25 protein-coding genes are annotated in these 24017 nt (G+C 54.3%); 18 read left to right on the top strand and 7 right to left on the bottom strand.

Annotated features, from left to right (window positions below):
- The first annotated feature begins 1 nt into the window (after position 1).
- From mcrG to MTHE_RS02885, 8 genes are all read left to right on the top strand, one after another.
- A complete protein-coding gene (gene mcrG / locus MTHE_RS02920) occupies positions 2-769 on the top strand; it encodes a coenzyme-B sulfoethylthiotransferase subunit gamma (RefSeq protein WP_011695758.1) in 768 nt (255 codons plus the stop codon).
- 13 nt (positions 770-782) lie between these two features.
- A complete protein-coding gene (mcrA, locus tag MTHE_RS02915) occupies positions 783-2462 on the top strand; it encodes a coenzyme-B sulfoethylthiotransferase subunit alpha (protein WP_011695757.1) in 1680 nt (559 codons plus the stop codon).
- 52 nt (positions 2463-2514) lie between these two features.
- On the top strand, positions 2515-3273 hold the full coding sequence (gene zupT / locus MTHE_RS02910; RefSeq protein WP_011695756.1) for a zinc transporter ZupT: 759 nt from the start codon (positions 2515-2517) through the stop codon (positions 3271-3273).
- Positions 3274-3325: 52 nt separating this feature from the next.
- A complete protein-coding gene (locus MTHE_RS02905; protein ID WP_011695755.1) occupies positions 3326-4534 on the top strand; it encodes a cation diffusion facilitator family transporter in 1209 nt (402 codons plus the stop codon).
- Positions 4535-4708: 174 nt separating this feature from the next.
- Entirely contained in the window at positions 4709-4960 is a 252-nt protein-coding gene (locus MTHE_RS02900) for a DUF5320 domain-containing protein (RefSeq protein ID WP_011695754.1), read from the top strand.
- A 58-nt stretch (positions 4961-5018) separates the two neighbouring features.
- Complete coding sequence (locus MTHE_RS02895; protein WP_011695753.1) at positions 5019-5852, top strand: ATP-binding protein; 834 nt, start codon at positions 5019-5021, stop codon at positions 5850-5852.
- Entirely contained in the window at positions 5849-6709 is an 861-nt protein-coding gene (locus MTHE_RS02890; protein WP_011695752.1) for an ATP-binding protein, read from the top strand. The genes MTHE_RS02895 and MTHE_RS02890 overlap by 4 nt, the downstream gene beginning before the upstream one ends.
- A gap of 72 nt (positions 6710-6781) precedes the next feature.
- On the top strand, positions 6782-7336 hold the full coding sequence (locus MTHE_RS02885; protein WP_175265722.1) for a hypothetical protein: 555 nt from the start codon (positions 6782-6784) through the stop codon (positions 7334-7336).
- 21 nt (positions 7337-7357) lie between these two features.
- On the opposite strand, the gene MTHE_RS02880 is transcribed toward MTHE_RS02885, so the two are convergent.
- Positions 7358-8293 (bottom strand): radical SAM protein, encoded by a 936-nt coding sequence (locus MTHE_RS02880; RefSeq protein ID WP_011695750.1) that lies wholly within the window; start codon positions 8291-8293, stop codon positions 7358-7360.
- On the bottom strand, positions 8290-9144 hold the full coding sequence (locus tag MTHE_RS02875) for an MBL fold metallo-hydrolase (RefSeq protein ID WP_175265721.1): 855 nt from the start codon (positions 9142-9144) through the stop codon (positions 8290-8292). The genes MTHE_RS02880 and MTHE_RS02875 overlap by 4 nt, the downstream gene beginning before the upstream one ends.
- Positions 9145-9445: 301 nt before the next feature.
- On the opposite strand from MTHE_RS02875, the gene MTHE_RS02870 reads away from it, so the two are divergent.
- The 3 genes from MTHE_RS02870 to MTHE_RS02860 all read left to right on the top strand — a co-directional run bounded on the left by MTHE_RS02870 (position 9446) and on the right by MTHE_RS02860 (position 11704).
- The gene (locus MTHE_RS02870) at positions 9446-9871 is read left to right on the top strand and encodes a NifB/NifX family molybdenum-iron cluster-binding protein (RefSeq protein ID WP_011695748.1); all 426 of its coding nucleotides are present in this window, start codon (positions 9446-9448) and stop codon (positions 9869-9871) included.
- Positions 9872-9874: 3 nt separating this feature from the next.
- A complete protein-coding gene (locus tag MTHE_RS02865) occupies positions 9875-10234 on the top strand; it encodes a NifB/NifX family molybdenum-iron cluster-binding protein (RefSeq protein WP_011695747.1) in 360 nt (119 codons plus the stop codon).
- 177 nt (positions 10235-10411) lie between these two features.
- Entirely contained in the window at positions 10412-11704 is a 1293-nt protein-coding gene (locus MTHE_RS02860) for a methyl-coenzyme M reductase glutamine C-methyltransferase (RefSeq protein WP_011695746.1), read from the top strand.
- 67 nt (positions 11705-11771) lie between these two features.
- On the opposite strand, the gene MTHE_RS02855 is transcribed toward MTHE_RS02860, so the two are convergent.
- Positions 11772-12617 (bottom strand): Mrp/NBP35 family ATP-binding protein, encoded by an 846-nt coding sequence (locus MTHE_RS02855; RefSeq protein ID WP_011695745.1) that lies wholly within the window; start codon positions 12615-12617, stop codon positions 11772-11774.
- Positions 12618-12770: 153 nt separating this feature from the next.
- On the opposite strand from MTHE_RS02855, the gene MTHE_RS02850 reads away from it, so the two are divergent.
- From MTHE_RS02850 to MTHE_RS02835, 4 genes are all read left to right on the top strand, one after another.
- Entirely contained in the window at positions 12771-13211 is a 441-nt protein-coding gene (locus MTHE_RS02850) for a DUF134 domain-containing protein (RefSeq protein ID WP_175265720.1), read from the top strand.
- Between the two features lie 346 nt (positions 13212-13557).
- The gene (locus MTHE_RS09110) at positions 13558-13728 is read left to right on the top strand and encodes a hypothetical protein (protein ID WP_232840888.1); all 171 of its coding nucleotides are present in this window, start codon (positions 13558-13560) and stop codon (positions 13726-13728) included.
- A gap of 89 nt (positions 13729-13817) precedes the next feature.
- Positions 13818-13967: a hypothetical protein gene (locus MTHE_RS02840; RefSeq protein ID WP_175265719.1), complete on the top strand. Its 150-nt coding sequence runs from the start codon at positions 13818-13820 to the stop codon at positions 13965-13967.
- A gap of 648 nt (positions 13968-14615) precedes the next feature.
- A complete protein-coding gene (locus MTHE_RS02835; protein ID WP_011695742.1) occupies positions 14616-16685 on the top strand; it encodes an acetate--CoA ligase family protein in 2070 nt (689 codons plus the stop codon).
- Positions 16686-16852: 167 nt separating this feature from the next.
- Here the strand turns inward: MTHE_RS02835 and MTHE_RS09080 are convergent, their stop codons facing one another.
- The 4 genes from MTHE_RS09080 to MTHE_RS02815 are packed head-to-tail and all read right to left on the bottom strand — an operon-like array spanning position 16853 to position 19545.
- A complete protein-coding gene (locus tag MTHE_RS09080; RefSeq protein WP_232840912.1) occupies positions 16853-17452 on the bottom strand; it encodes a DUF434 domain-containing protein in 600 nt (199 codons plus the stop codon).
- Positions 17453-17481: 29 nt separating this feature from the next.
- Entirely contained in the window at positions 17482-18012 is a 531-nt protein-coding gene (locus MTHE_RS02825; protein WP_011695740.1) for a fumarate hydratase C-terminal domain-containing protein, read from the bottom strand.
- Entirely contained in the window at positions 17997-18836 is an 840-nt protein-coding gene (locus MTHE_RS02820) for a fumarate hydratase (protein ID WP_217417067.1), read from the bottom strand. The genes MTHE_RS02825 and MTHE_RS02820 overlap by 16 nt, the downstream gene beginning before the upstream one ends.
- Entirely contained in the window at positions 18814-19545 is a 732-nt protein-coding gene (locus MTHE_RS02815; protein WP_011695738.1) for a DUF166 domain-containing protein, read from the bottom strand. The genes MTHE_RS02820 and MTHE_RS02815 overlap by 23 nt, the downstream gene beginning before the upstream one ends.
- Positions 19546-19752: 207 nt before the next feature.
- On the opposite strand from MTHE_RS02815, the gene MTHE_RS02810 reads away from it, so the two are divergent.
- Genes MTHE_RS02810 through MTHE_RS02800 form a run of 3 tightly spaced genes read left to right on the top strand, consistent with a single transcriptional unit; the run spans position 19753 to position 23805 of the window.
- The gene (locus MTHE_RS02810; protein WP_175265718.1) at positions 19753-20961 is read left to right on the top strand and encodes an isocitrate/isopropylmalate family dehydrogenase; all 1209 of its coding nucleotides are present in this window, start codon (positions 19753-19755) and stop codon (positions 20959-20961) included.
- A gap of 23 nt (positions 20962-20984) precedes the next feature.
- A complete protein-coding gene (locus tag MTHE_RS02805) occupies positions 20985-21851 on the top strand; it encodes an RIO1 family regulatory kinase/ATPase domain-containing protein (protein WP_011695736.1) in 867 nt (288 codons plus the stop codon).
- Positions 21841-23805, top strand: a complete 1965-nt coding sequence (locus MTHE_RS02800; RefSeq protein WP_011695735.1) for a DUF460 domain-containing protein — start codon at positions 21841-21843, stop codon at positions 23803-23805. The genes MTHE_RS02805 and MTHE_RS02800 overlap by 11 nt, the downstream gene beginning before the upstream one ends.
- The last annotated feature ends 212 nt before the right edge of the window (positions 23806-24017 follow it).

The following is a 24017-nucleotide window of genomic DNA, read 5'->3' as shown; positions in this document are numbered from 1 at the left end:
TATGGCATACACACCCCAATACTATCCCGGCAACACCTCTGTTGGCGCCAACAGAAGGAAGCACATGTCCGGAAACCTCGAGAAGCTCAGAGATATTCCCGAGGCAGATGTAGTCGCTATTATGGGCCACAGGGCCCCAGGTGCCGACTACCCGAGCACCCATCCGCCACTGAAGGAGATGGGTGAGCCTGACTGTCCGATAAGGCAGCTCGTCGAGCCCACACCGGGCGCTGCGGCAGGAGATCGCGTCAGGTATTCTCAGTTTGCTGACTCGATGTACTTCGCCCCGTCGATTCCCTACTGGAGGTCCTACTGGGCGGCTATCAACTGCAGAGGCGCGGATCCAGGCACCCTCTCAGGCAGGCAGATCATAGAGGCCCGTGAGAGAGATATCGAGGCGTACACCAAGAAGCTTATGGACTCTGAGATGACAGACGTCGCCAGGTGCTCCATGAGGGGCTGCACGGTCCACGGCCACTCCCTGAGGCTTGAGGAGAACGGCCTGATGTTCGATATGCTGGCCAGGACCGAGCTGGGCGCCGATGGCAACGTCTACTATGTCAAGGACCAGGTAGGCATACCGCTGGACAAGAAGATCAATGTCGGCAAGCCGATGAGCGAGGATGAGCTCAAGAAGCGGACGACGATCTTCAGGTACGACAACGTATCCTTTGGTGGTAAAGTGGGCGCCAGAAAGTTCGACGAGGCGCTGGAGGCCCTGCACCACATGTGGGAGTACAGGACAAAGTGGGGCTTCAGGCCGGAGTGAGGAGGCGAGATAAATGGCAAAACTTCATACCAAAAAGCTATTCGTCAGGGCTCTGACCAAGAAGTTCGGAAAGGACTTCGATCTCTCGAGCCAGAAGACCGAGTACAAGAGGCTCGGTCCCGAGCAGAGCGCTCGTAAGAGAGAGTTCATGGAGTACTCCAAGAAGCTGGAGGGGAAGCGTGGCATATCATTCTACAACCCATACCTGCACTGCGGCGGAGTTCCGCTGGGACAGAGGCAGCTGGTCCCCTACAAGCTGTCCAACACAGAGTATATAGTTGAGGGCGACGACCTGCACTTCGTCAACAACCCTGCGATGCAGCAGATGTGGGACGATATTCGCAGGACCGTCGTGGTAGGCCTCGATATGGCCCATGAGGTGCTTGAGAAGCGCCTGGGCAAGGAGGTCACACCTGAGACGATCAACAACTACCTGGAGATCCTCAACCACGCGATGCCCGGCGCAGCCGTGGTCCAGGAGCACATGGTTGAGACACATCCAGGGTTGGTGGAGGACTGCAACGTCAGGGTCTTCACTGGAGATGATGACCTCGCTGACGAGATCGATCCGCAGTACCTCATAGATATCAACAAGCTCTTCCCGGCAGACCAGGCGGAGCAGCTCAAGGCTGCCATCGGCAAGACCACCTGGCAGGCAATCCACATCCCCACGATCGTTGTCAGGAGCTGCGATGGTGGAACGACCTCAAGGTGGAGCGCGATGCAGCTCTCGATGACGTTCATCGATGCGTACAACATGTGCGCCGGTGAGGCTGCAGTCGCGGATCTGGCGTATGCTGCGAAGCACGCCGCTGTTCTCCAGATGTCTGACATGCTGCCTGCACGCCGCGCTCGCGGTCCCAACAACCCGGGCGGCCTGAGCTTCGGCTTCATGGCTGACATGGTCCAGACATCGAGGGTCAAGCCCTGGGATCCGACACAGGTCTCACTGAACGTGGTCGCTGCAGGCACGATGCTCTACGATCAGATCTGGCTGGGCAGCTACATGTCCGGAGGCGTCGGATTCACACAGTACGCCACAGCAGCGTACACCAACGATGTCCTGGATGACTTCTCCTACTATGGCGTTGACTATGCCGTGGAGAAGTACGGTGGATTCGCCAAGGCGCCGGCCAACCTGGAGGTCGTCAAGGATCTGGCCACAGAGGTCACCCTCTATGCGCTTGAGCAGTACGAGTCGTTCCCGACCCTGCTTGAGGATCACTTCGGCGGATCCCAGAGGGCAGGAGTCACAGCAGCCGCCTCAGGCATCACCTGTGCCATAGCGACTGGCAACAGCCAGGCAGGCCTTGCTGGCTGGTACCTCTCGCAGCTGCTGCATAAGGAGGCACATGGCAGGCTCGGATTCTTCGGCTACGACCTGCAGGATCAGTGCGGCCCAACCAACGTCTTCTCGTACCAGTCGGACGAGGGCAACCCGCTCGAGCTGAGGGGCGCCAACTATCCGAACTACGCGATGAACGTCGGCCACCAGGGCGAGTATGCAGGCATCTCAAGCGCTGCTCACGCAGGCCGCGGCGACGCCTTCGCATGCAACCCGCTGATCAAGGTGACCTTCGCCAACCCCGCGCTGGTCTTCGACTGGACCGACATCAGGCTCTGCTTCGGCAAGGGCGGTGCGCGCGAGTTCCGCGCTGCCGGCGAGAGATCCCTCGTCATGCCAGCTGTGTAGGCCAGAGGCCTACAAACTTTTTTATTTCATCGCATCTCAAAGTTTTTTCTGAGTGTCAGAGAATCTTGCTGCAGCACTTCTTCTCACACTGCTTGCAGGCAGCGCTACCGGCATAGGCAGCCTGATCTCCTACATCGTGCCCAGACCAGACATGCGCTACCTCTCCCTGAGCCTCGGCTTCGCTTCAGGGGTCATGATCTACGTTGCGTTCGTGGACCTCTTCTGCGGCTCCCGTGAGGTAGCAGGCCTGGCATATTCCAACCTCTTCTTCATCACAGGTGTTCTTCTGATGTACATCCTCGATCATGCAGTACCTCACATCCACATCAACGGGCAGGCAGATGCACACTGCAGCACACTTTACAGAAGCAGCATAATGTCAGCCATAGGGATAGCCATTCACAACCTGCCTGAGGGGATGGCCGTGGCGCTCGTCTCTCTCTCAGACATTCATCTGGGTGTGCCCATTGCGCTGGCAATCGCAATTCACAACATTCCAGAGGGGATTGCATGCAGCGTGCCGTTCTACTGTGCAACGAATAAGAGGGGAAGGTCCTGCCTGATTTCTTTTGCAGCAGGAATGACCGAGCCGCTGGGCGCCGTTCTGGCCCTTCTGTTGCTCTACCCTTTTCTGAATCAGTGGATCCTATCAGCGGCGCTCGCCCTGGTCTCTGGGATCATGGTATTCATCTGCATCGACGAGCTGATCCCAATAGCAAACAGATACGGAAGCGAGCATCTCACAAACCTCGGTATCATCGCAGGATTTGCTGTTATGATGATCGGCCTTGTGCTGATGGAGGTTCCCTGATGGTTTTGTGTGAAGATATAATACCAATGGGATTACAGGATATGCTGAGAGAATGACTGGAGTGAGGATGCCCGACGATCCAGTGCAGAGGACCGCCATTTACTCTCTGCTTCTGAACATATTCCTTGTTGGCGCGAAGCTTGTGCTCTCAGAGCTCTCGGGAAGCCTATCGCTTCGTGCAGATGCCATCCATTCCATGGTTGACGTCCTTGCATCTCTGGCGCTGATTGTCGGACTGGTGATCTCCACCAGAAAGAGCGAGAACTTTCCCTACGGTCTCTACAAGGTTGAGAACGTGGTCTCTGTCGCAATATCGATTCTGCTCTTCCTGAGCGCTTACGAGATCGTCATGGCTGCTTTAAGGGGTGAGCAGATCTTCCTCACATACAGCGGATGGCAGCTGCTCGCGGTGATGGCGCTTGTTCCAATCCCGTTCATCTTCGGTCGGTACCAGATTCGAATTGGAGAGAGGTTCGGCTCTCCAAGCATGATCGCAGATGGCGCCCAGCACCAGGCTGATGTCCTCACGTCATCAATTGTCCTCATAGCGTTTCTGGGGCAGATGGCCGGAGTTCAGCTGGACAGAGTCGCTGCTGTGGTGATTGCTCTCTTCGTCATAAGGGCTGGCTGGGATATCCTGGAAAGTGGCATGCGCGTCCTGCTCGATGCCTCTGTCGATCGGGAAACACTGGAGAGGATACGTTCGATCATCGAGGAGGCCCCGGAGGTGGTCTCTGTAAAGGAGGTGGTTGCAAGGAACTCAGGGCGCTACCTCTTCGTGGAGGCGAACCTGGTTTTTAGATTGAGAGATCTGCAGAGAGCACATGCTTCTGCAACCCGCATCGAGGAGAGCATCAAGAGAGAGGTACCTGCGGTGGATCGCATCATAATCCACTACGAGCCCATGGCGAGGAGTTTCGTGCGGTATGCTGTCCCTCTTGCAGATCCAGCTGGAGATGTGGGGACGCACTTCGGAGAGTCGCCATATTTCGCTATTTTGGATATCGATAATGTGGAGCGAAAGGTAAAACGACAGGAGATCGTTGCGAACCCGTATCTGGGTCTGGAGAAAGGGAAGGGGATAAAGGTGGCAGAGCTTCTCCTCAAACACAAGCCTGATATCGTGCTGACAAAGGAAAGCCTGAGGGGCAGAGGTCCTGGTTATGCCTTCGCAGAGGCTGGGGTTGAGACCCTCCAGATCCAAACAGACTCTCTGAAGGAACTGATCGATGATCTTCTAAGAGGCCAGCAGCTGGCGTGATTCAGCAGTTCTGCTTACAAGCGGAGGCTGGCTGTTGAATATGTGACCTCCTCTCCGAAGATTAGAGTTTGTGCCCTGCTGCTTTCTATCACATTCTGCAGAGCTGCAGTGCATTAGAAAGTTTTAAGTACTTAGTCTCATAAGGTAGTAATAACTGCATGGAGGTGAGAGGATATGCCCTGGGGAGATTGCACAGGACCTTGGTGGCTGCCTGGCAGAGGCTACAGAGCACCTGGTTTCTGGAACCCGTGGTGCCGTGCCAGGTGGTTCTGGAGGGGCTTTGGAATGGCTGGCTATCCGTACGCTCCCTTTCGCGAGCCGACGCCCGATGAGGAGGTTCGCTATCTGGAAGATGTAGCTGCGGATCTTGAGGAGGAGCTCAAGGCCATCAGGGAGAGGCTTGAGAGGCTGCGGTCTAGCAAATGATCGCAGCGTTTTATCTATACTTTGTTGAGTCAATTGGTGTCTGTCAGGAGAGCTGTGATTGATCGTATCAGTTGCCAGCGGGAAGGGCGGGACCGGAAAGACGCTTGTGGCCACCAGTATTACTGCGTCCGTGAAGGGAGCCCAGCTTCTCGACTGTGATGTCGAGGAGCCGAATGCGTTTCTCTTTTTCCCTGAGATGAAGCTACTTGATAGAAAAGAGTGCACAGTTCCGGTGCCCCAGATCGATGAGAAGCTGTGCGTCCACTGCGGGAGGTGCGCTGAGGTCTGCGCATTCAACGCCATTGCAGTTATCCCAACCAGAGCTGTGGTTTTCCCTGAACTTTGCCATGGGTGCGGCGCGTGCATGATATCCTGCCCTGAGAAGGCGATCTCAGAGGTGCTTCGGAGGATAGGCTGGATCTCGAGAGCAAGGTCTGAAGATCACGAGATCGTCTGGGGAGAGCTAGAGCCGGGGGAGGCGCGTCCGACACCACTGATCAGGGACGTCAGGAGGCACGCAAATGCAGATACTGTCATAGTTGACTGCCCGCCTGGCGCGTCATGCTCTGTCGTTGAGTCTGTGCGTGATACAGACTTCTGTCTTCTGGTGGCTGAGCCGACGCCATTTGGTCTATACGATCTCGATCTCGCACTCAAGCTGCTCGAGAGGCTCTCGATCCCGCGAGGCGTTCTGGTCAACAAGAGCGGTATCGGCACCCGTGAGATTTACAGTTACCTGGAGAAGCGGGATGTTCCGGTTTTAATGGAGATACCGATGAGCAGGGAGATAGCAGAGCTTTACTCACGCGGTGTGATCTTCGTGAATATGCTGGGAGAATGGCGGGAGAGGTTCACGAATCTTGCTGAGAGGATCAGGGAGATGTCCGAGTGAAGCAGATAGTTGTCATCAGTGGGAAAGGGGGCACAGGCAAGACCTCAATAGTCGCATCCTTTGCAGCATGCGCATCTGGAAGGGCTGTGATCGCAGACTGTGATGTGGATGCGCCCGACCTCCATATAATTCTGAACCCCGTCGTAAGAGAGAGACGCGAGTTCTTCGGACTCAGAAGGGCATTCATAGACAAGGAGAGGTGCACCGAATGCGGCGCATGCATCGAGCGCTGCCGTTTTGATGCCATAAATAACTTTGAAGTGGATCAGTCTGCATGTGAGGGCTGTGGTGTGTGCACACTCGTATGTGGCTCGGATGCGGTGAGGATGGTTGAGCATCTATCCGGATACGCGTACATATCTGATACAAGATACGGCCCTCTTGTTCATGCAGAGATGTTTCCGGCAGAGGAGGCGTCTGGAAAGCTGGTGACGATGGTCAGAGAGATCGCCAGAAATCTGGCCGAATCTCTCAGGATGGAGATGGTGCTCATAGATGGGTCTCCCGGAATAGGCTGTCCGGTCATCTCATCCCTCGCTGGGGCAGATCTGGCGCTGGTGGTCACAGAGCCCACGATCTCAGGGGTGCACGATCTCGACAGGATACTCGATCTCGCGGAGCATTTCCGGATCCGTGCGATGGTTTGCATAAACAGGTACGATATCAATGAGGATATCTCAAAGAATATCGAACGGGCATGCGATGGGCGGGGGACCGAGATGGTCGGTCGGATACCCTTTGATATGAACGTGATCGATGCTATGGTCAGGGGAGTTCCTGTGGTGGAGCTGAATACCCCTGCATCTTACTCGATAAAACAGATCTGGAGCCGTCTGATGACATCTGAGATCATGTAGGTCTTGTGTATGTCTCATATGAAAGCTGAGCTTTTATCCGACCGCAGCAGTAACATGACCGCTGTGAGAGGTATGTACGTGAAGATACTCCTGGCATGGGGGCTTGCGATCCTATGCATAACACTGATCGCTCACTCTCAGTCGGATGTGATCGATCTCAGGAGAACAAGCAGCCTGGGTAATGGGACCACTTTAGAGGTGCTCAAACCGGATCCTCTGGGAATTGATGTGCTGATGCGCCCGCCTGACATTGAGCACACCTGGGAGTATCTGGAGACCCTTCAGAGATGGGGTTACACCCGCGGATACGTTCCAGGCGTTCAAACGCTCAGAATGGACGGCAGCTGGCATCTTGTGCTGTCTGAGGGTTACACAGCAGATCTCACGCTGTTCCATAACAGAGATGCCGTATTCGGTCGTGGGACACTGGCCCCGGCACAGCGCAGCGCATATGCCACCGGACAGGTGGTGGGGAGTGTTGTGTATCTCGATCTCCTTACAGAAGATCTTGCGCTTTACAGGTGCATGCTTACAATCAGAGGAGATAATCTTCAGGGCAGCTACTACGGGTACAGTCCGCAGGGGCTGATATGGTCTGGCCAGGCAAGAATGGAGAGGTCAAGCTGAGATCTAATGTGTCGTCAGACGCTATGAGGACTCGATCCTTCGAATATAAAACTTCTCCCCTCTGTAGGTAGTTTCCATGAGGGTTCCAGATTTCAGGAGCCTCTCAACGAGCATCCAGTCCTCCCCTCTGCGAGCTAGGAGATCTCTCAGAGCCACCTCCCGCATTGGATGCACTGCTGTTATGCTGAGGATATCACTCCCGACGTCTCCGGATGATACAAACAGATCACTTTCAGGGCTCACAAGAAGCTCGACGTGATCCAGGAACTCGCTCATGATCTGGTATGCTGCATTGAGCCTTTCCTCCACAGGAGGAAGCACCCATCTCTCTGCAGGCGGTCTGATCGGAGCTGATAGATACGTTGTTGCAGGACTTATCTCTGAGAGGAACTCCGCGATGCCTCTCAGCGATTCATCACAGTCGTTCATATCCTTGATCAGCATGCTCTCTGTTATGAGCCTGCCACTGTAATCGGCTGCAAACTCGCGGATGCCATCCAGAATCGTTCTGAGCTTCAGCGAGTGATGCGGTCTGTTGATTCTCCTCCACATTCCATCATCTGCAGCATCGATCTTGATCGAGACGAGATCAGCGCTCATGAGATCTTCTCTCACATCGGGCCTCCAGAGAAGCGATGCGTTGGATATGACTGCCACCCTGAGCCCAAGAGTTCTGAGGAGATCGATCTCCTTCCCTATATTCAGATCGAGGGTCGGCTCACCATCGGGGACGAATGTGATGTAATCTACCCTCACATCCCCTGCATCTGATATCTTTCTCTCGACCTCGTTCAGCACCCGAGCCGGCGGATAGAATCCACGCCGTTCCACGCTGAGACCAAGCGTGCGTCCCACCTGGCAGTATATGCAGGAGTATGTGCATATTTTCGGTGGGATGTTGTTGACTCCAAGGCTCATGCCGAGCCTTCTTGATGGTACCGGCCCGAAAGCGATCATATCTCTATGACATCCCCTGTGAAGAGCGGCCGGCATCGGTCCCCCAGGATCTCCTGCAACTGTGAGATCGCACGGGAGCCTGTGCAGTGGCCTGGCCGCACGATCTCGGGATCCAGATCGAGCAGAGCCCCAGCGGTCCTGCGGATCCGCTCGTCCTCAGATCCCATGAGGTGGAAGCCCCCGATCACCGCGCATATTGCATTTGAGTCTGTGAGCCTCCTCGCCTGATCGACGATGTTTACAATCCCGGAGTGCGCGCATCCTGATATCACGACCAGACCGCGATTCTCGATGCTAATTACTAGGGCCTGATCATCATCAATTCTGTCCTCCCGGTAGGTCCCATCAACTATTGTCCAGAACCCCTCGACCCTCTCGAATGACGTTCTTCTTTCGACCTCTCCTGTCGTCATTATACCCGGGGCAAGCGTCACAGGGGTTCTCGACAGCAGCAACACAGCCCCTGCGCCTTCAGCCTCGCATCGTGTGAATGGAATGCCTATGCTCCTCAGGAAGGGTTCGGACCTGAGCTTTGGAGCGAAGATCCCGGGATGAGCCAGGATCGGCACATGGCGTTTCATATGTTTCAGCAGACCCATCAAACCGCCAGTGTGATCGTAATGCCCGTGGCTGAGGAATATCAGATCTATATCATCTGAATCGATGCCAAGCACATCCATGTTGTGGAGCAGCACATCTGAAGATGCTCCAGTATCCATGAGAATGCACATGCTCTCTGAGCCGAGGTCTGCCTCGATCAGTACGGAGAGACCGTGCTGCCCCCGGAGCCCGGGTTTGTGATGGCTGGTGGTGTTCTCGATCACAATCTTGAGCTGCAATCCTTCAACCATGTGTATCCATAAAGATGCATGCTCTCTCATTATAAATACCCGCACTGCCCTTCACCGTGATCCAAGCACGACTCAAAACCCTGTAATCATTCCCGCTCGTTTCATTATCATCATGGGATGCCCGACGGAGGCTTTCCATGATGCTGCTGTGCCTTGTGATCAATAGCTATCGATTCTTACTAAAGTCTCATGTTATATGAATTAGCTCTCTGCTATTGGATTTCCAAACATTATTCAACACAGCACATGATGCGAAATATTTAAGTAATAAATCACATTGACTCCAAAAAGAGGGTTTGTTATGAAGATATGCGTGACTGCCGGGGCAGCAGGGCTTGATGCGCCGGTCGATCCGAGGTTCGGTCGTTGCCCGTTCTTTGTTGTTGTAGATCTCGATTCCATGTCCGAGAGCTCGATGCAGAACACCGCTGCAGGGGCGGCAGGTGGTGCAGGGATACAGGCAGCTCAGCTGGTGAGCCAGCTCGGTGCGAGCGTTCTGATAACAGGAAATGTCGGGCCGAATGCGATGCAGGTTTTATCCTCAGCTGGCATCGAGATCTATCAGTCTCAGGGGGGTACGGTCAGGGATGCGGTTGAGCGTTTTCGCAGAGGCGAGCTCGCGAAGGTATCCGGACCAACAGCACCTCCCCATGGGGGAATGGGTCGCGGCATGGGCCCCGGTGGAATGGGCGGCGGAATGGGTGCAGGAAGAGGAAGAAGGTGGTGATCTGTGAGAATATGCGTTCCCTCAATGGGCACAGCCGGTCTGGATGAGTACATATCCCAGCACTTCGGTCGCTCTCCTACATTTACCATCGTGGATACCGAGACCGGTGCGATCGAAATAATCGGTAACAACAGCACGCACATGGGAGGAAATGGCCTGCCGGTCGATGCGCTTCACGGAAAGGGCGTGCAGGTCGTGATCGCCGGCGGCCTGGGGCCGAAGGCCATTTCTGCATTTCAGCAGCTCGGCATCAGGGTATTCGTTGGCGCAGCGGGGACCGTTAAGGATGCCATCGACGACTGGATGAACGGGCTTCTCACCGAGGCCAGCATGGATAACGCATGCAGAGAGCACAGGCATTAGAGTACTGTAGACTGAAATACTGGCTGTTTTTTCCATGCTATAACTGCATCAGCGATCTCTGATGCAGTCTCTTCTCCTATTGATGGCTTCTGGCCATTTTAGACCACACCATATTGTTTGGGCGCATCGCATGCAGGTCCAAAGGGTTTTAAATGAGCCCGCCACTGGATTTGAGGGATGAAGATCCAGATAATCTCCCCAGGGGTTTACACATACGGCTCGATGGTTCTTGGAGGCATACTGAGAGATAGAGGGCATTCCGTTAATATATCAAAAGATCTGCGCCATGATGGCGATGTGATCATACTCAGTCTCTTTTCCACACTGCAGCTTCTGGATCCTGCGATAAGAGAGTTCGTCTCGAAGGCAGGACCACCGGTCTACTGTGGCGGGCCTGTTGGCATCTGTCCTGAGATGGTCCTTGGCGAGCTGGATGTCGATGCGGTGGCGATGTGCGAGGGCGAGGGCATAATCGCTAGGCTCGTCGAGGCCGGGCCTGAAGGGGTTCCGGGCGTTGCTTACAGAGAGGGTGAGGAGATCATCAGATCAGAGCCTCTCAGGATGGAGGTCATCGACCACACCATGCCGTTATTTCCTCCAGATCTCTCAGAACAGAGCGTTCGTGGCGCTAATGTCTACATCGAGACGCACAGAGGCTGTCTGGGGGGATGCACGTTCTGCCAGGTGCCGCGGTTCTTCGGACGCAATATAAGATCCAGGTCGCTGGAGAATATAGTAGAGGAGGTGAGGGAGCTCAGGCGTATGGGCGTGAAGCGGGTTGCTGTGAGTGGCGGAACAGCATCTCTCTTTGGCTACAGGAACGCTCTCGATAAAGATGCGTTCATCAGAATGCTCCAGGAGCTCTCCGGAATTCTGGGAAGGAAAAACCTGTCTGTGCCTGACATGAGGGTGGATCTGGTTGACGATGAGATCCTGGAGGCGATCAGGGAGTACACGATAGGGTGGCTCTTCTTCGGCATCGAGTCCGGGAGCGATCGGATGCTGAAGCTGATGAGAAAGGGAGTGACTGTTCTTGATAACATTAGAGCTGTTGAGCTGGCCAGAAGCCATGGAGTAAAGGTTGGCGGGAGCTTCATCGTCGGCTATCCTGGCGAATCTAGAGAGGACTTCGAGCAGACTCTTGATTTCATGGAGGAGGCAATGCTCGACGATGTGTTTGTGAGCATAGCAGAGCCAATACCCGGAACACCTCTCGCCAGGGTTGCGCTTAATACTCCCCCGGCAGATAACCCGCTCTTCTGCGAGCATTCGGGCGCGTTTCGGGCTCTGAGACTATCCGAGGCAGAGGCACGGTGCTTCGAGATGATGCTCCACGGAGAGAACTGCAAACCGGTACCCAGAGCAATATCCGAGGCGCTTTACAACACGTACCTCAACGAGGCCAGATCACAGGGAAAGGATATCAGAGAGGTTTATGGACTTTTGAATAAATATAGAGAGTTCGTCTGAATTTATGCAATTGAGACAGGTTTCCTGTGAGCAGCAGAAATATTTAGCTTGTCTGTTTGTCTGTATATCATGCAGAGCTTTTCTCAGATATCTTCTCGAGCAACTTGTCAACTATTTTCTCAAATGCCCCTCCAGCATCACTGTTCTCAACGAATGCCTTCCCCATATCACACATGCTTACTATCCTAGGATCGATTGGCAAGTACCCCAGAAAATCGACACCAAGATCTCTGGCAGCCTTCTCGCCGCCTCCCTTGCTGAATATGTTCACCACAGTGCCGCAGTTCGGACACCTGAAACCACTCATGTTCTCTATGATCCCGAGGACGCGGACGCCCATCATCAGAAACATGTTGACTGCCTTTCGCGTGTCAAGCAGTGCCACATCCTGCGGGGTGGTGACGACAATCGCTCCATCCATCCCGCTCAGGAGCTGGACCGCAGAGATGGGCTCATCGCTTGTTCCTGGCGGCAGATCCACCACCAGAAAATCCAGGTCGCCCCAGTTGACATCAAAGACGAACTGCTTCAGTGCGGCCATCTTCACCGGGCCCCTCCAAACGACAGCAGAGTCCCGGCTCTCTAGCAGCAACGCCATGGACACAACCTTTATTCCCCTGGCATCAGCAGGCTCGATCCCCTCACTGGACGCGGTCAGCTTCTCGTCCTCTATCCCGAGAAGCTTTGGTATGTCCGGCCCTGTTATGTCTGCATCGAGTATGCCAACGCTGTACCCTCTACGCTTGAGGGATACCGCCAGGTTGGCAGAAACTGTGCTCTTGCCGGTGCCGCCCTTTCCACTTCCAATCACGATCTTGTGTTTTATTCGCTTCAGGCGATCGCTTTCTTTATGCTTTCCAGATCTTGGGCTGTCATTCTCTGCCTTCGGATCTTTTTCGCATGCCTTCTCCATTCTAAGACCTCCAAAGGCGCTTAAGCGATGATATACTTATATCTGCTGCCAAGCCACATACGGAGCGTAACACAGGAACCCCGAGCTTACAGAATGCATAAACCTCTAGACGTCCCTGATAAGCTTAAATATAATCTTCCCCTACCCGAAATCATGTGTCGCTGCCGTGGTCGAAGGCGTGGTAAGCGCTGGATCTCGGAGATACCTGAGGTGAGATGTTTCCTCCCTGAGAGCGGTGAGAATGCGTCTGTTGTCTTAACGCTAGAGGAACTCGAGGCTCTGCGACTTGTGGATCTGCTGGACCTCGAGCAGGAGGAGGCCGCCCTTTACATGGGGGTATCCAGAAAAGCCCTTTGGAACGATCTTGTCAGCGCGAGAAGAAAAGTGGCTGCAGCCCTGGTATACGGAATGGGTATCAGGATCGAGGGTGGCAGCTACATCCTGCGAGATGCCATGGAAGTGGAGCAGAAGATCCCGGCGGGGGATGATATTGCGCTTGTGGAACGGGAGCTTGAGATTCTGAAGAGGCGGCTCGATCAGCTCAGCAGAAGGATTGGGGAGAAGAAGGTAGGTGAAAAAGCCGAAGAGAAATGACATTCCCCCAAACCTCTTCGCGCAGTGTTGGATGACAATCGGGCTTGTTAATGCAAAGCACAAATTTCATCATATTGTTTTTCATATCAATATCACTTCATCATACAAATATTGTATTTCATCACAAACATGTGCTGACTGCGATTACGTACGATTGATACTGTCTTGAGATACAGATTTTATTTTCTGTGCTACTTAAATATAGTCTGGTCCGATCCGTCGATCGATGAGGCGTATGCATGGGCATATTGGCATCTTTGTCTTTACTCTGTTGGTTTTGCTGACTCCAGCGGTTTGCATGGACTCTGAGCTGATGGGACTGTTGAACTCCTACGAAGATCCTCTCATGACATCCCTGGATCTTGCGTTTCTTCTTGTCACACACGGACTCGACGCGACCCCTGCGAATGGATATGTGGTTGTGGTTGCAGGCAATGCGACATACACGCTCATTCCCAATGGAGATAAACCCGGTCTTGCTGAGGTGTACATCGACGCCCCTGATGCGATGGGCTAGTTTTTAAGCTGAGTAGTTGCTCTCACCATCAGCTGATGCATTTGGCTCGAGGAGCAAACAATATAACCTCACAGATCATATTTCTAATTGTGATAGTGATCTGGAACGACGCGGAGATTGAGGTCCCTGAAGGGGAGAGATGCCAGATATGCGGCTGTGAGCTCGACGAGTTCGACGAGGTCACAGGAACGCCGATGTTCGGCTACTATCACTGGACCTGCATAACGCATGTGGATTGATTGCGATCTCATCTCAAAGCAGCCAAACGCCTCGATACACAGTTGGCATTGCGTGGCCTCCTCACCTGAAGACCGGAGCTTGCGCCCTGCTATCCTCTATCATCGATCGCTGCCAGTTTCGAGACAGTCTCGACAATGACGGCTGATCCCGGCAGATGTGCCCTGTTGAGAGCTGAATCTGAGCACTGGTCCAAATCGGATAGCAGATTAACCTGATCGCCGCATATTATAATGAAAAATCACGCAATCTATATATGCCGAAGCATATTTATATCAACAAAAACTTATACAGAATTGTGATTTCAGATGTTCTTACTTCTTCGAAATTATGCAAGACAACACACCAGAATCACGGTGATGAGTTTGCGCGATTCCCGTGGAGCTACGTAGATTATGTCGTCTAAAGATCTCGTTTCCAGCTACTTTCCATCTATCTGGATATTCGGCCACTTCTGCGCAGACCAGCTGGAACATGCTGCAATCATCGATTTTGATCTGTGGAACATCTGAATACGATCTTTTGCACAGTCTGTCACATCTTGACACAAAATGTATATCTTGGTGAAAGATGCTCGCCAGATGGTTGATACATGTTTGACAACACCAGGGCGTGTTCGTCCATTCAGAAATGGCAAGGGGGGTGCTTAGATGGCCGGTAACTTCGATGAAATAGCCGCACAGGCGCTTGAGGAGGGAAGGACGTATCTGATGGAGCATGAGAGCAAGCGCATTCTCATGGACGTGGGGCTGGAGACGACCGGCGCTCATCTCGCATCGAGCGCCGATGATGCTGTGAGAATCGCGAACCAGCTCGGCTATCCTGTTGTGCTCAAGGTTCTTTCTAAAGAGGTCATACATAAATCAGATGCTGGCGGAGTCAGGCTGAACCTCCAGGGCGCGGAGGCTGTGCGATCTGCGTATCACGAGATGGAGAAGATCTTCCGGGAGAGGGGCATGATAGGCGTATCGGTCCAGAGGATGGCCAGCCCGGGGATAGAGGTTATCATTGGGGTTACAAGAGATCCAACATTCGGGCCAGTTCTCATGTTCGGTCTCGGCGGAGTCTTCGTGGAGATACTCAGGGATGTGAGCTTCAGATCAATACCCATCTCTGAGGAGGATGCCGAGTCGATGATCCGGGAGATCAGGGGATACCCGCTGCTCAGGGGCTACCGTGGCATCTCCGGGGATATCGATGCAATCAAGAGCATACTTCTCAGGGTATCGGATCTGGTCGAAAAGCATTCAATCATAAAAGAGATGGACCTCAACCCTGTATTCGTCTACCCCATGGGATACACAATAGCGGATGCCAGGATCATACTCGACAGCTCCTCTCCCTCACCAGCAGCTATGCATCCTCAGAGCGCAGGTGATCTGAAGGGCCTCTTCTACCCGCAGAGCATAGCTGTGATTGGGGCATCGAACACAAAGGGGAAGCTTGGATGGAACGTGTTTTACAACCTGCTCACCCACGGTTACAGGGGAAGGCTCTATCCGGTCAATCCAAATGCTGCTGAAGTACAGGGCGTGAAGGCGTATCCGAGCATAAGGGACGTGCCGGAGCCTGTGGATGTCGCGGTAGTGCTCGTACCTGCAGGCATGACACCACAGGTCGTGCAGGACTGCTGTGCTGCGGGCGTAAAGTACATCGTAGTCGAGTCCGCCGGATTCGCAGAGCTTGGGGATGAGGGGAAGAGGATAGAGAGGGAGATCCTGTCGATAGTGAGAAGGCATGGATGCAGACTGCTGGGGCCGAATTGTTCCGGGATCATAAACACGAACTGCGGAGTTGTTGAATCGATAGGTGTCGTGGACGAGCTCAACAGAGGGAATGTGGGGCTCATAGCCCAGGCTGGGGTCTATGCAGCGGGCTACCTCTGGGGTCTGAGGAAGGTGCTGGACTTCGGTATCATTGCGACGATCGGGAACAAGCTCGATCTCAACGAGACCGACATGCTCGAGGCCATCGGAATGGACGAGAATATAGACGTTGTCTGCATGTACCTGGAGGACGTCAAGGGAGGCAGGCGGTTCATAGATGTCGCCAGGGAGGTCTCGAAAAGAAAGCCCATCGTGGTCCTGAAGACAGGCAGGACCGAGGCAGGAAAGAAGGCGGTCTCCTCGCACACAGCATCACTTGCAGGAAACGACCAGATCTACAGCGCGGTATTCAAGCAGGCTGGTCTCATTCGGGCGAGGGACAACGACCACATGTTCGCGCTCGCAAGGGCATTCTCGAAGCAGCCTCTGCCCATCAACGACGGGGTGTTCGTGATCTCCTATGCCGGATCTCTGGGAGTTGCAGCTGCAGATGCCATAGTCATGAATGGTATGCGGCTCGCCGAGCTTTCCCCCGATCTGAAGGAAGAGCTTCGCAGTGTGCTGCCGAAATACGTGTCAGGGATGAACCCAGTTGACTTCACATTCGACCAGACCCCCGATCAGGTCAGGAGGACCATAGAGATCGCAGTGAAGAGCGAGGATGTTGGGAGCTTTATAGTAATCATACAGACCGAGATGCTTGGAGCGTATATCGACACGCTCAGGTCAATCGACTACAGAGGAAGGCCCATTCTGGCGGTCGTCGCATCCAAGGAGTTCGTGATTGAGGACACGATAAAAATGGAGCGCGCAGGCATTCCTGTTTACTCCACGCCAGAGCAGGCTGCGGAGGTCCTCGGAGCGATGTGGATGTACAGGAAAGAGCGGAGATGAATGGGCGGCATACATATAGAGGACAATCGGCACTGCTGGGCTGAGAGCCCTAAGCAATCAGCTCTATCAGGGCCATTCAGCGATTCGAGCCTGCGGCCAGAGGGTGATGTGGGATCGGAGATCATCGCCGAAATCCCCAAATTCACGGTGTGCACACAGCTGGAGCACTATATCCTGATTGGCTTCACCATCATCCTTCTTGCTATCAGCGCAGGGATATCCAGCGCGCTGGATACGTGATCTATGATGATGCCGTCGCTTGTGGCCACAACCGCAGATGAACTCTTCAGACCTCTGTCCACATCTCTGGCGGTCCTCGCTGTGCCGGGGATTCCCGCGGCTGAGAACGCCTCTCCTATATCAGAGGCGAGCTCGCCAGACCTGCTTATCTGCTTGTCCAGGAGCAGAAGAACATCAGATGGCCTGGCCCTCGATATCACATCGATCATCAGCTGAACTGCCTCATCTGTGGCCCCGGATCTCCGGTATTTCCTGAAAAGACAGCGCATGTCTCTTATAAAACCATCATCGCATAGGAAGATATCCTCTCCGGTGATGATGCTCTCAATGGTTATAAGCACGTTGTACCCATCGATATGCAGCACCCCTCCCATGAGATTCTCGAGGCCGATCGCCTTGAGTCTCCTGGAGCGAGCAACATCATCTGAGAGCACAGCCCTGGAGAGAATATTTCTGTATTCCTTATCAATGCGATAGTGATCGGCCACGAACCTCACAGCAGGGCCTGGGGGATAGCCTCTGTTCAGGAGGTACCTCAGATCCTTTGCAGCGGATCTCAGCGCTTCAGGTGCTTCTTTGCAGATTCTCTCACCTCTCTGTAAAGATCCCTTCCGTGGGAGTCTATCGCAACGACCATGGGGCCGAGGTCAGTGGCCTCGAACTCCCAGACAGCCTCTGCCATTCCAAGCTCTGAAAGACACACCCCTCGGACGCTCAGAGATCTCGCTGCAGCCGCTCCACATCCACCGGGATAGGCGAGGTATACAGCCCTCCCTCTCATGAGCTCTGCAGCTCCGGGCATTCCTCCCTTTCCAATGATGCATCTCACCCCGAGATCGAGGACCTGTGGAGTATAGCGCGCCAGACGCACGCTGCTCGTCGGGCCTGCTGATACAACAGTCGTGTCTCTTATGAGCGGCCCGCAGTGGTATATCACCCCTCCCCTGAGATCGAATTTCACCTCTCCGAGCCTCTGGTGAGCCTTATCTCTTGCGGTATAAATAACACCGCTCAGCCAGACGATGTCGCCGGCAGAGAGTTTTGATACATCTCCCTCACTGAGAGGGGATCTCACTCTATGCTCCATCCATCCTCCGTCACTCTGGCAGTCGCCCTTCTGTTCGCCCAGCACTGGAGGTTGACAGCCACAGGCAGTGATGCGGTGTGGCAGAACGCCCTCTCTATCTTCACGCCAAGAGCGGTGGTGTCACCTCCAAGACCCATAGGACCAATCCCGAGATCGTTGATTCTTTTGAGAAGCAGCAGCTCCTCCTTGCTCTCTCCGGGAAGGCCGATGATCGCACGCTTCGCGAGAGCCGCAGCCTGGTCGAATGTCCCGCCAATCCCTATTCCAACAAACACAGGCGGGCAGGCGTTCGATACCCGCTCCGCGAGGTTCTCTAAAATGTATTCAAATGGATCGTCTGCGGGATTGAGCATCCCCAAAAAGCTCATGTTCTCGGAGCCCGCTCCCTTCGGGAATGCGGTTATCCTGAGCGAATCTCCTGTGACATGATCCACGATGAGATACGGCATGCCAGGGCCTGTGTTGTCCCCTGTGTTCAACCTGCTCAGCGGATCCACCACATTCGATCTCAACATGCCCTTTCTGGTCGCGATCGTCACTCCCTCAGCGATCGCCTCCCACAGGTTGAAGTCGAACGAGCATCCCTCCCCGATCTCCACGTGAAAGACGGGGAGGCCGGTGTCCTGGCATACCGGGCGCGCATCAGCTTCAGCGATCCGTATGTTGTTCAGTATTGCATTCAAATGGTACCTGGCTATCTCGCTCCTCTCACTGCGAAGGGCATTTTCTATTAAGCGAACGACCCATCCGGGCAGCGAGATCTGTGATTTGCATGCAACCGCTTCAGTTGCCTTCACCACATCACAACGTCTCAACAACGCCACCCCGTATCCTGATCGGCCTCGACTGTTTTGGAAGGATGAGCTCTGATTGCATGCCCAGAGCGCGCTCCATCGCGTTCTTGTGCAGATCTCCGGATGTGTGAATACCGCCAGGCGTGCCGCGCACGGCCCTGCACGGGTACTGCTGGCATGCGAGGCCCGCGAGAGAAGGCGCCTCGGCGACGCTCTTCCCGATGAGCTCGCGTGCGACATGCCATGTGCTGCCGCATGGGGATCCGCGAACCACATCCACTCTGCCGATCCTGCCGCTGTTCAGCTCGACCCTCAGCTCCGGCCTTCCTAGATGCTCTGCGAACTGATCCACAGCATCCACCCCGACCTTCTCGAGGGTGCAGCAGATCTCATCCACCTCTATGTAAACGTTGTATCTCTCCGAGATGCTGCGCAGCTCCTCTATCGAGCCAGCCCTTCCGATGCCTCCCGGGATTAGAAGCGCCTTCACCCCACGCTCCCCTGCAATTCTCGCTATCGCCGGAGTCAGATCCGGATGGAGTGTGTACATGACAATCAGATCTGAGCTGAAAACGTCCTCATTTAGGTCTATGCTCCTGAGAAACTCATCCGGATCCTCGATGAAGCCAGGGAGCGTCTCCGGAACAGCTGCATGCACCACATCGAAGTCCGTGTGTCTCAATATCGTATCTATGAGCCGTTCTCCGTACTTGCCTCTGGTGATCACTCCAACGCGCATGAAATGAGATTCATCACCGGTTATAAGAGGTCTTCTGGGCTGGCTGGGGTCTCATGGTATGGACCCAGATGAACATGGGTGGCAGACCTGAAGTAGATCTCCTTACATCTCCGGTCCACGATGCCATCCCTCTGTAACAGCTTCACTCTCGTGCACATAGTCGGTGATGAAAAGCTTGATCTGATATCGCATAATTACGGTTTTGCTATGAACCAGAAAGAGGCCATTGAGAGGGCGAAGGAGCATTTTGGCAGGCTTCTGGAGGAGCAGCTTGCCAGGGTGGAGCAGATGAAGGCTGCCGGCGATTGGATAGACTACAGCAGCCTGAAGCCCCTTGTCATAGGATACGTCGATGGTGATGGAATCGGCCCTTACATAACAGGCGAGGCCATAAGGGTTCTCCAGAGCCTTCTTAGGGACGAACTAGAGCGCGGAGATGTTGAGTTCCGAAAGATAGAGGGGCTCAGCATAGAGGAGAGGGCAAGGGCGATGAAGGCCCTCCCTGACGATGCTCTTGATGCCCTGAAGAAGTGCCACGTTATACTCAAGGGGCCGCTCACAACCCCGAAGAAAGGCGACCCCTGGCCCAACCTGGAGAGCGCAAACGTGGCGATGCGCCGCGAGCTTGACCTCTTCGCAAACGTGAGGCCTGTCTCCATACCCTCAGAGGGCATAGACTGGGTTTTCTTCAGGGAGAACACCGAGGGCGAGTACGTCCTGGGAAGCAAGGGATTCAATGTAACCGACGATCTCGCGGTGGACTTCAAGGTCATAACCACTCAGGGCTCCGAGCGGATAATACGGCTCGCATTTGATTATGCGAGGAGGAACAATATCAACAGGGTATCTGTTGTGACGAAGGCGAATGTCGTGAAGACAACAGATGGGAAGTTCCTCGAGATCGCGAGGGCGATATCGAAAGAGTACCCTGAGATAACCTTCGACGACTGGTTTGTTGATATAATGGCTGCAAAGCTCGTTGATACGAAGAGGAGACGGGATTTCAGGGTCATAGTTCTCCCGAATCTCTACGGGGACATACTCACTGATGAGGCAGCTGAGTTCCAGGGAGGAGTGGGGACAGCAGGAAGCGCGAATATAGGTAAAAGATACGCCATGTTCGAGGCCATCCACGGCTCAGCACCTAGGATGGTCCAGGAGGGGCGGGCGCAGTACGCGGATCCATCGAGCATCATGCGCGCCTCGACCATGCTGCTCCGCCATGTCGGGATGATTGACAAGGCGAGGAAGCTCGAGATGGCTCTGGACATCTGCGGTCAGTTCGAGAAGAAACTGGTGATGACCGGCAGGCCTGGAGGGGCAACAGGCAGGGAGTTCGCAGACTACGTTATAGAGACGATGAACTCGGACGATCTTGAGAGCAGATGGCTCTCATACACAGGCAAAGGGATTTAGCCGGAGAAGACGAAGATACCATCGTGATACAGCTGGCAGAGCGGTTTCTGAGCCTCAGATCTGAGGATGTGACCCTACTTAGAGCCATCGAGGCCGGAATGCGCCGGCGGGAATGGGTGCCCATCGAGGAGATCTCAGCCATCTCCGGCATACCGGCCTCGAAGGCAGATTATTACCTCAGGCTGCTCTCAGACAGAAAGCTCGTCGCACACACGAATGTTCCATACGAGGGTTACCAGATCGAGTTTGCAGCATACGATCTTCTCGCGCTTCACGATCTCGTCAGGAGAGGCTTCGTGGCGTCACTCGGCGACAGGCTGGGCGTTGGCAAGGAGTCTGTCGTCTACGAGGCCCTCGATGATATTCCGCTGGTTATAAAATTCCACCGGGAGGGGAGGACCAGCTTCTCCAGGGTGAGAAGGGTCAGGGACTATCTCAGGGACAGGCCTAAGGTTGCATGGATCTATGCTGCAGCTCTTGCGGCCAGAACTGAGTTTGATGTGATGAGGAAGCTCTACCCACATGTCTCCGTTCCTAAGCCTATCGCTCGGAGCAGGCATGCGGTTGTGATGGAGAGGGTTCCAGGGGTGCTTCTCACGAAGACCGATCTCGATGATCCCGCATTCTATCTCAACAGAATCCTGGAGGAGATCGGCAAGGCATACAGGCTCGGAGTGATACACGCAGACATGAGTGAGTACAACGTAATTGTGGCGGATGACATAATCATAATCGACTGGCCCCAGGCGGTCGGGAGTGACCATGAGAGCGCGGAGGAGCTTCTCAACAGGGACATCTCCAACATACTGAAATACTTTAAGCGCAGATATAAAATAGATCTGGAACCAGAAGAGGTCATCCGAAAGATAAAGGTTGATGATGGAGAATAGGATATTCGGTGTGGATATCGCCAGCGGCTCCCCAAGGAGCAGGAGTCAGCCGAGCTATGCGCTGTTTGTGATAGAGGGGGAGAGCAGCTACTGCTATGAGATGGTCAGCAGGCAGAAGCTCATCCGATTTATAAGAGAGAAGAAGCCGGATATCATAGCGGTGGATAACATCTTTGAGCTCGCTTCAGACAGGAACGAGCTCACAGCCCTCATGAGGCTGTTCCCGCCAGGCACAAGAATCGTCCAGGTGACTGGCGGGGATCATCCGGAGCCGCTTGTGAAGGTGGCGAGGTGGCATGGCATAGCTTTTGATCGATTGAATCCCATGCATGAGGCTGAGGCATGTGCACGCCTTGCCGCAAAGGGCATCGGGTGCGCAGTCTCCGTTTTCGAGAACAGGACTTGGATAAAGGTGAGCCGGAGGCGCTCTCCCGGAAGGGGTGGGTGGAGCCAGAACAGGTACTCCAGGAAGATCCACGGAAACGTGAAGCTCATCTCCAGGGATATCGAACAGCGTCTCAAAGAGAGCGGTCTCGAGTTTACGATGAAGGCTGTGGAGGGGCTTGGCGGTTATATCAGATGCGAGTTCATGGTCGAGGCGCCCAGGGAGAGGGTACCGGTGCATTCCAGCTCGAGGGGGGACGTCCAGATACGGGTTGCACCAATCCCGCGGCAGCGTTTACAGTTTGTTCCCCTGCAGCAGCGCAGGGACTATCTAATTGTTGGCATGGATCCCGGGACCACAACTGGGATTGCAGCCCTCAATCTCAGGGGAGAGCTCGTCGATCTCATCTCTGCCAGAACTATGTCCTCCTCGGATGTTATCGAGTGGATAGCAGCCCGTGGGAGGCCTCTGATAGTGGCTACGGATGTTTCTCCAGCCCCTGGGGCCGTGGAGAAGATAAAGCGGGCATTCAACGCGGTCCTTTACTCCCCAGGTGAAGATCTGGCAGCCGAGGATAAGATCATGCTTGCCAGGCCCTTCGACTACAGGAACGATCACGAGAGGGATGCGCTTGCAGCAGCGATGAGCGCATTCAAAAAATACAGAAACAAGTTCAGCCAGGTGGAGAAGAAGGTCTCGCGGGATGTGAATCCGGACGAGGTGAAGGCGCTTGTGGTGAGGGGTTACTCCATCGAGAAGGCGATGGCTGAGCTTCTGGAGTCGGATGAGATGCCTGTGGCGTCAGCTGAAGAGCCTCCGCAGATCCCACCGCCGAGGCCTGAGGAGCTGAGGCTTCTGACAGAGCAGGTCAGAAACCTCAGGGAGTATGTGGAGGATCTCAGGGCTGAGATCTCCTCAAAAGATAAAGAGATCTCGGAGTTGAAGGGACAGCTGGAGAAGCTGCAGGACAGAGCATACAGAGAGATGAAACGCGACCACGAGATCCGGATAAGGGACAAGGAGATAGAACGGCTCAGAAACCTGCTGAGAGCTGAGAGGAAACGCATGCGGAGACTCAGATCAGAGGCGAAGAGGATCCGGAAGGCGGAGCGGATAGAGGCGATGGCAGGATACAGGAAGTTGAAGCCAGTTCCAGTCTTCTCAAAGGAGGCGATCCTCTCCGCGAGAAGCAAGTGGTCCATAGGACGGGGAGATCTCATACTGCTCCAGGATCCCTCGGGCGGCGGCCCGAACACAGCAGATCTCATCGCAGATCTTGAGGTTGAGGCTGTGGTCGTCTTGAAGGAGATGCCTCAGAGGATGATGGAGTACTTCATGGAGAAGTCCCTTCCTGTGCTCAGCGCAGACGAACTCTCAATAAAGACGATAGATGGGATATCATTCGTTGATCCTGAGATGCTGAAAGCCGCGAAGGAGAGATGGGCGGAGCAGAGAAGGGCGTATGAGGCGGAGAAGAGGGCTGAGCGGCTCAGAAGCATCATTGAGGAGTACAGGGCTGAGCGGCTCAGGGAGGAGAGGCTCGAGGCCAAGCGGCGATCAATGTTGTGATAGAGAGTTGCAGGGCGCAAACTCCAATCTTCAGGAGAGAATGTCAAGTTGCTCGGTTGTGTGCATGCTGAGATCCACAGAGTGCCCGCTTTGCAGGCTTATGTGCAGCCGGTATTCCATTGTTCAGCTCTTTGATACAAGGGCATGTAAATGCTGGATAGCCAAAAATACATCCTGCGAGTTCATAGCATCCGGCCGCCGAGCGTGACAAA

It is taken from the genome of Methanothrix thermoacetophila PT (assembly GCF_000014945.1).
GTDB lineage: Archaea > Halobacteriota > Methanosarcinia > Methanotrichales > Methanotrichaceae > Methanothrix_B > Methanothrix_B thermoacetophila.
Note: the sequence above shows the minus strand (reverse complement) of the source record. Positions and strands in the feature narration are given on the sequence as shown.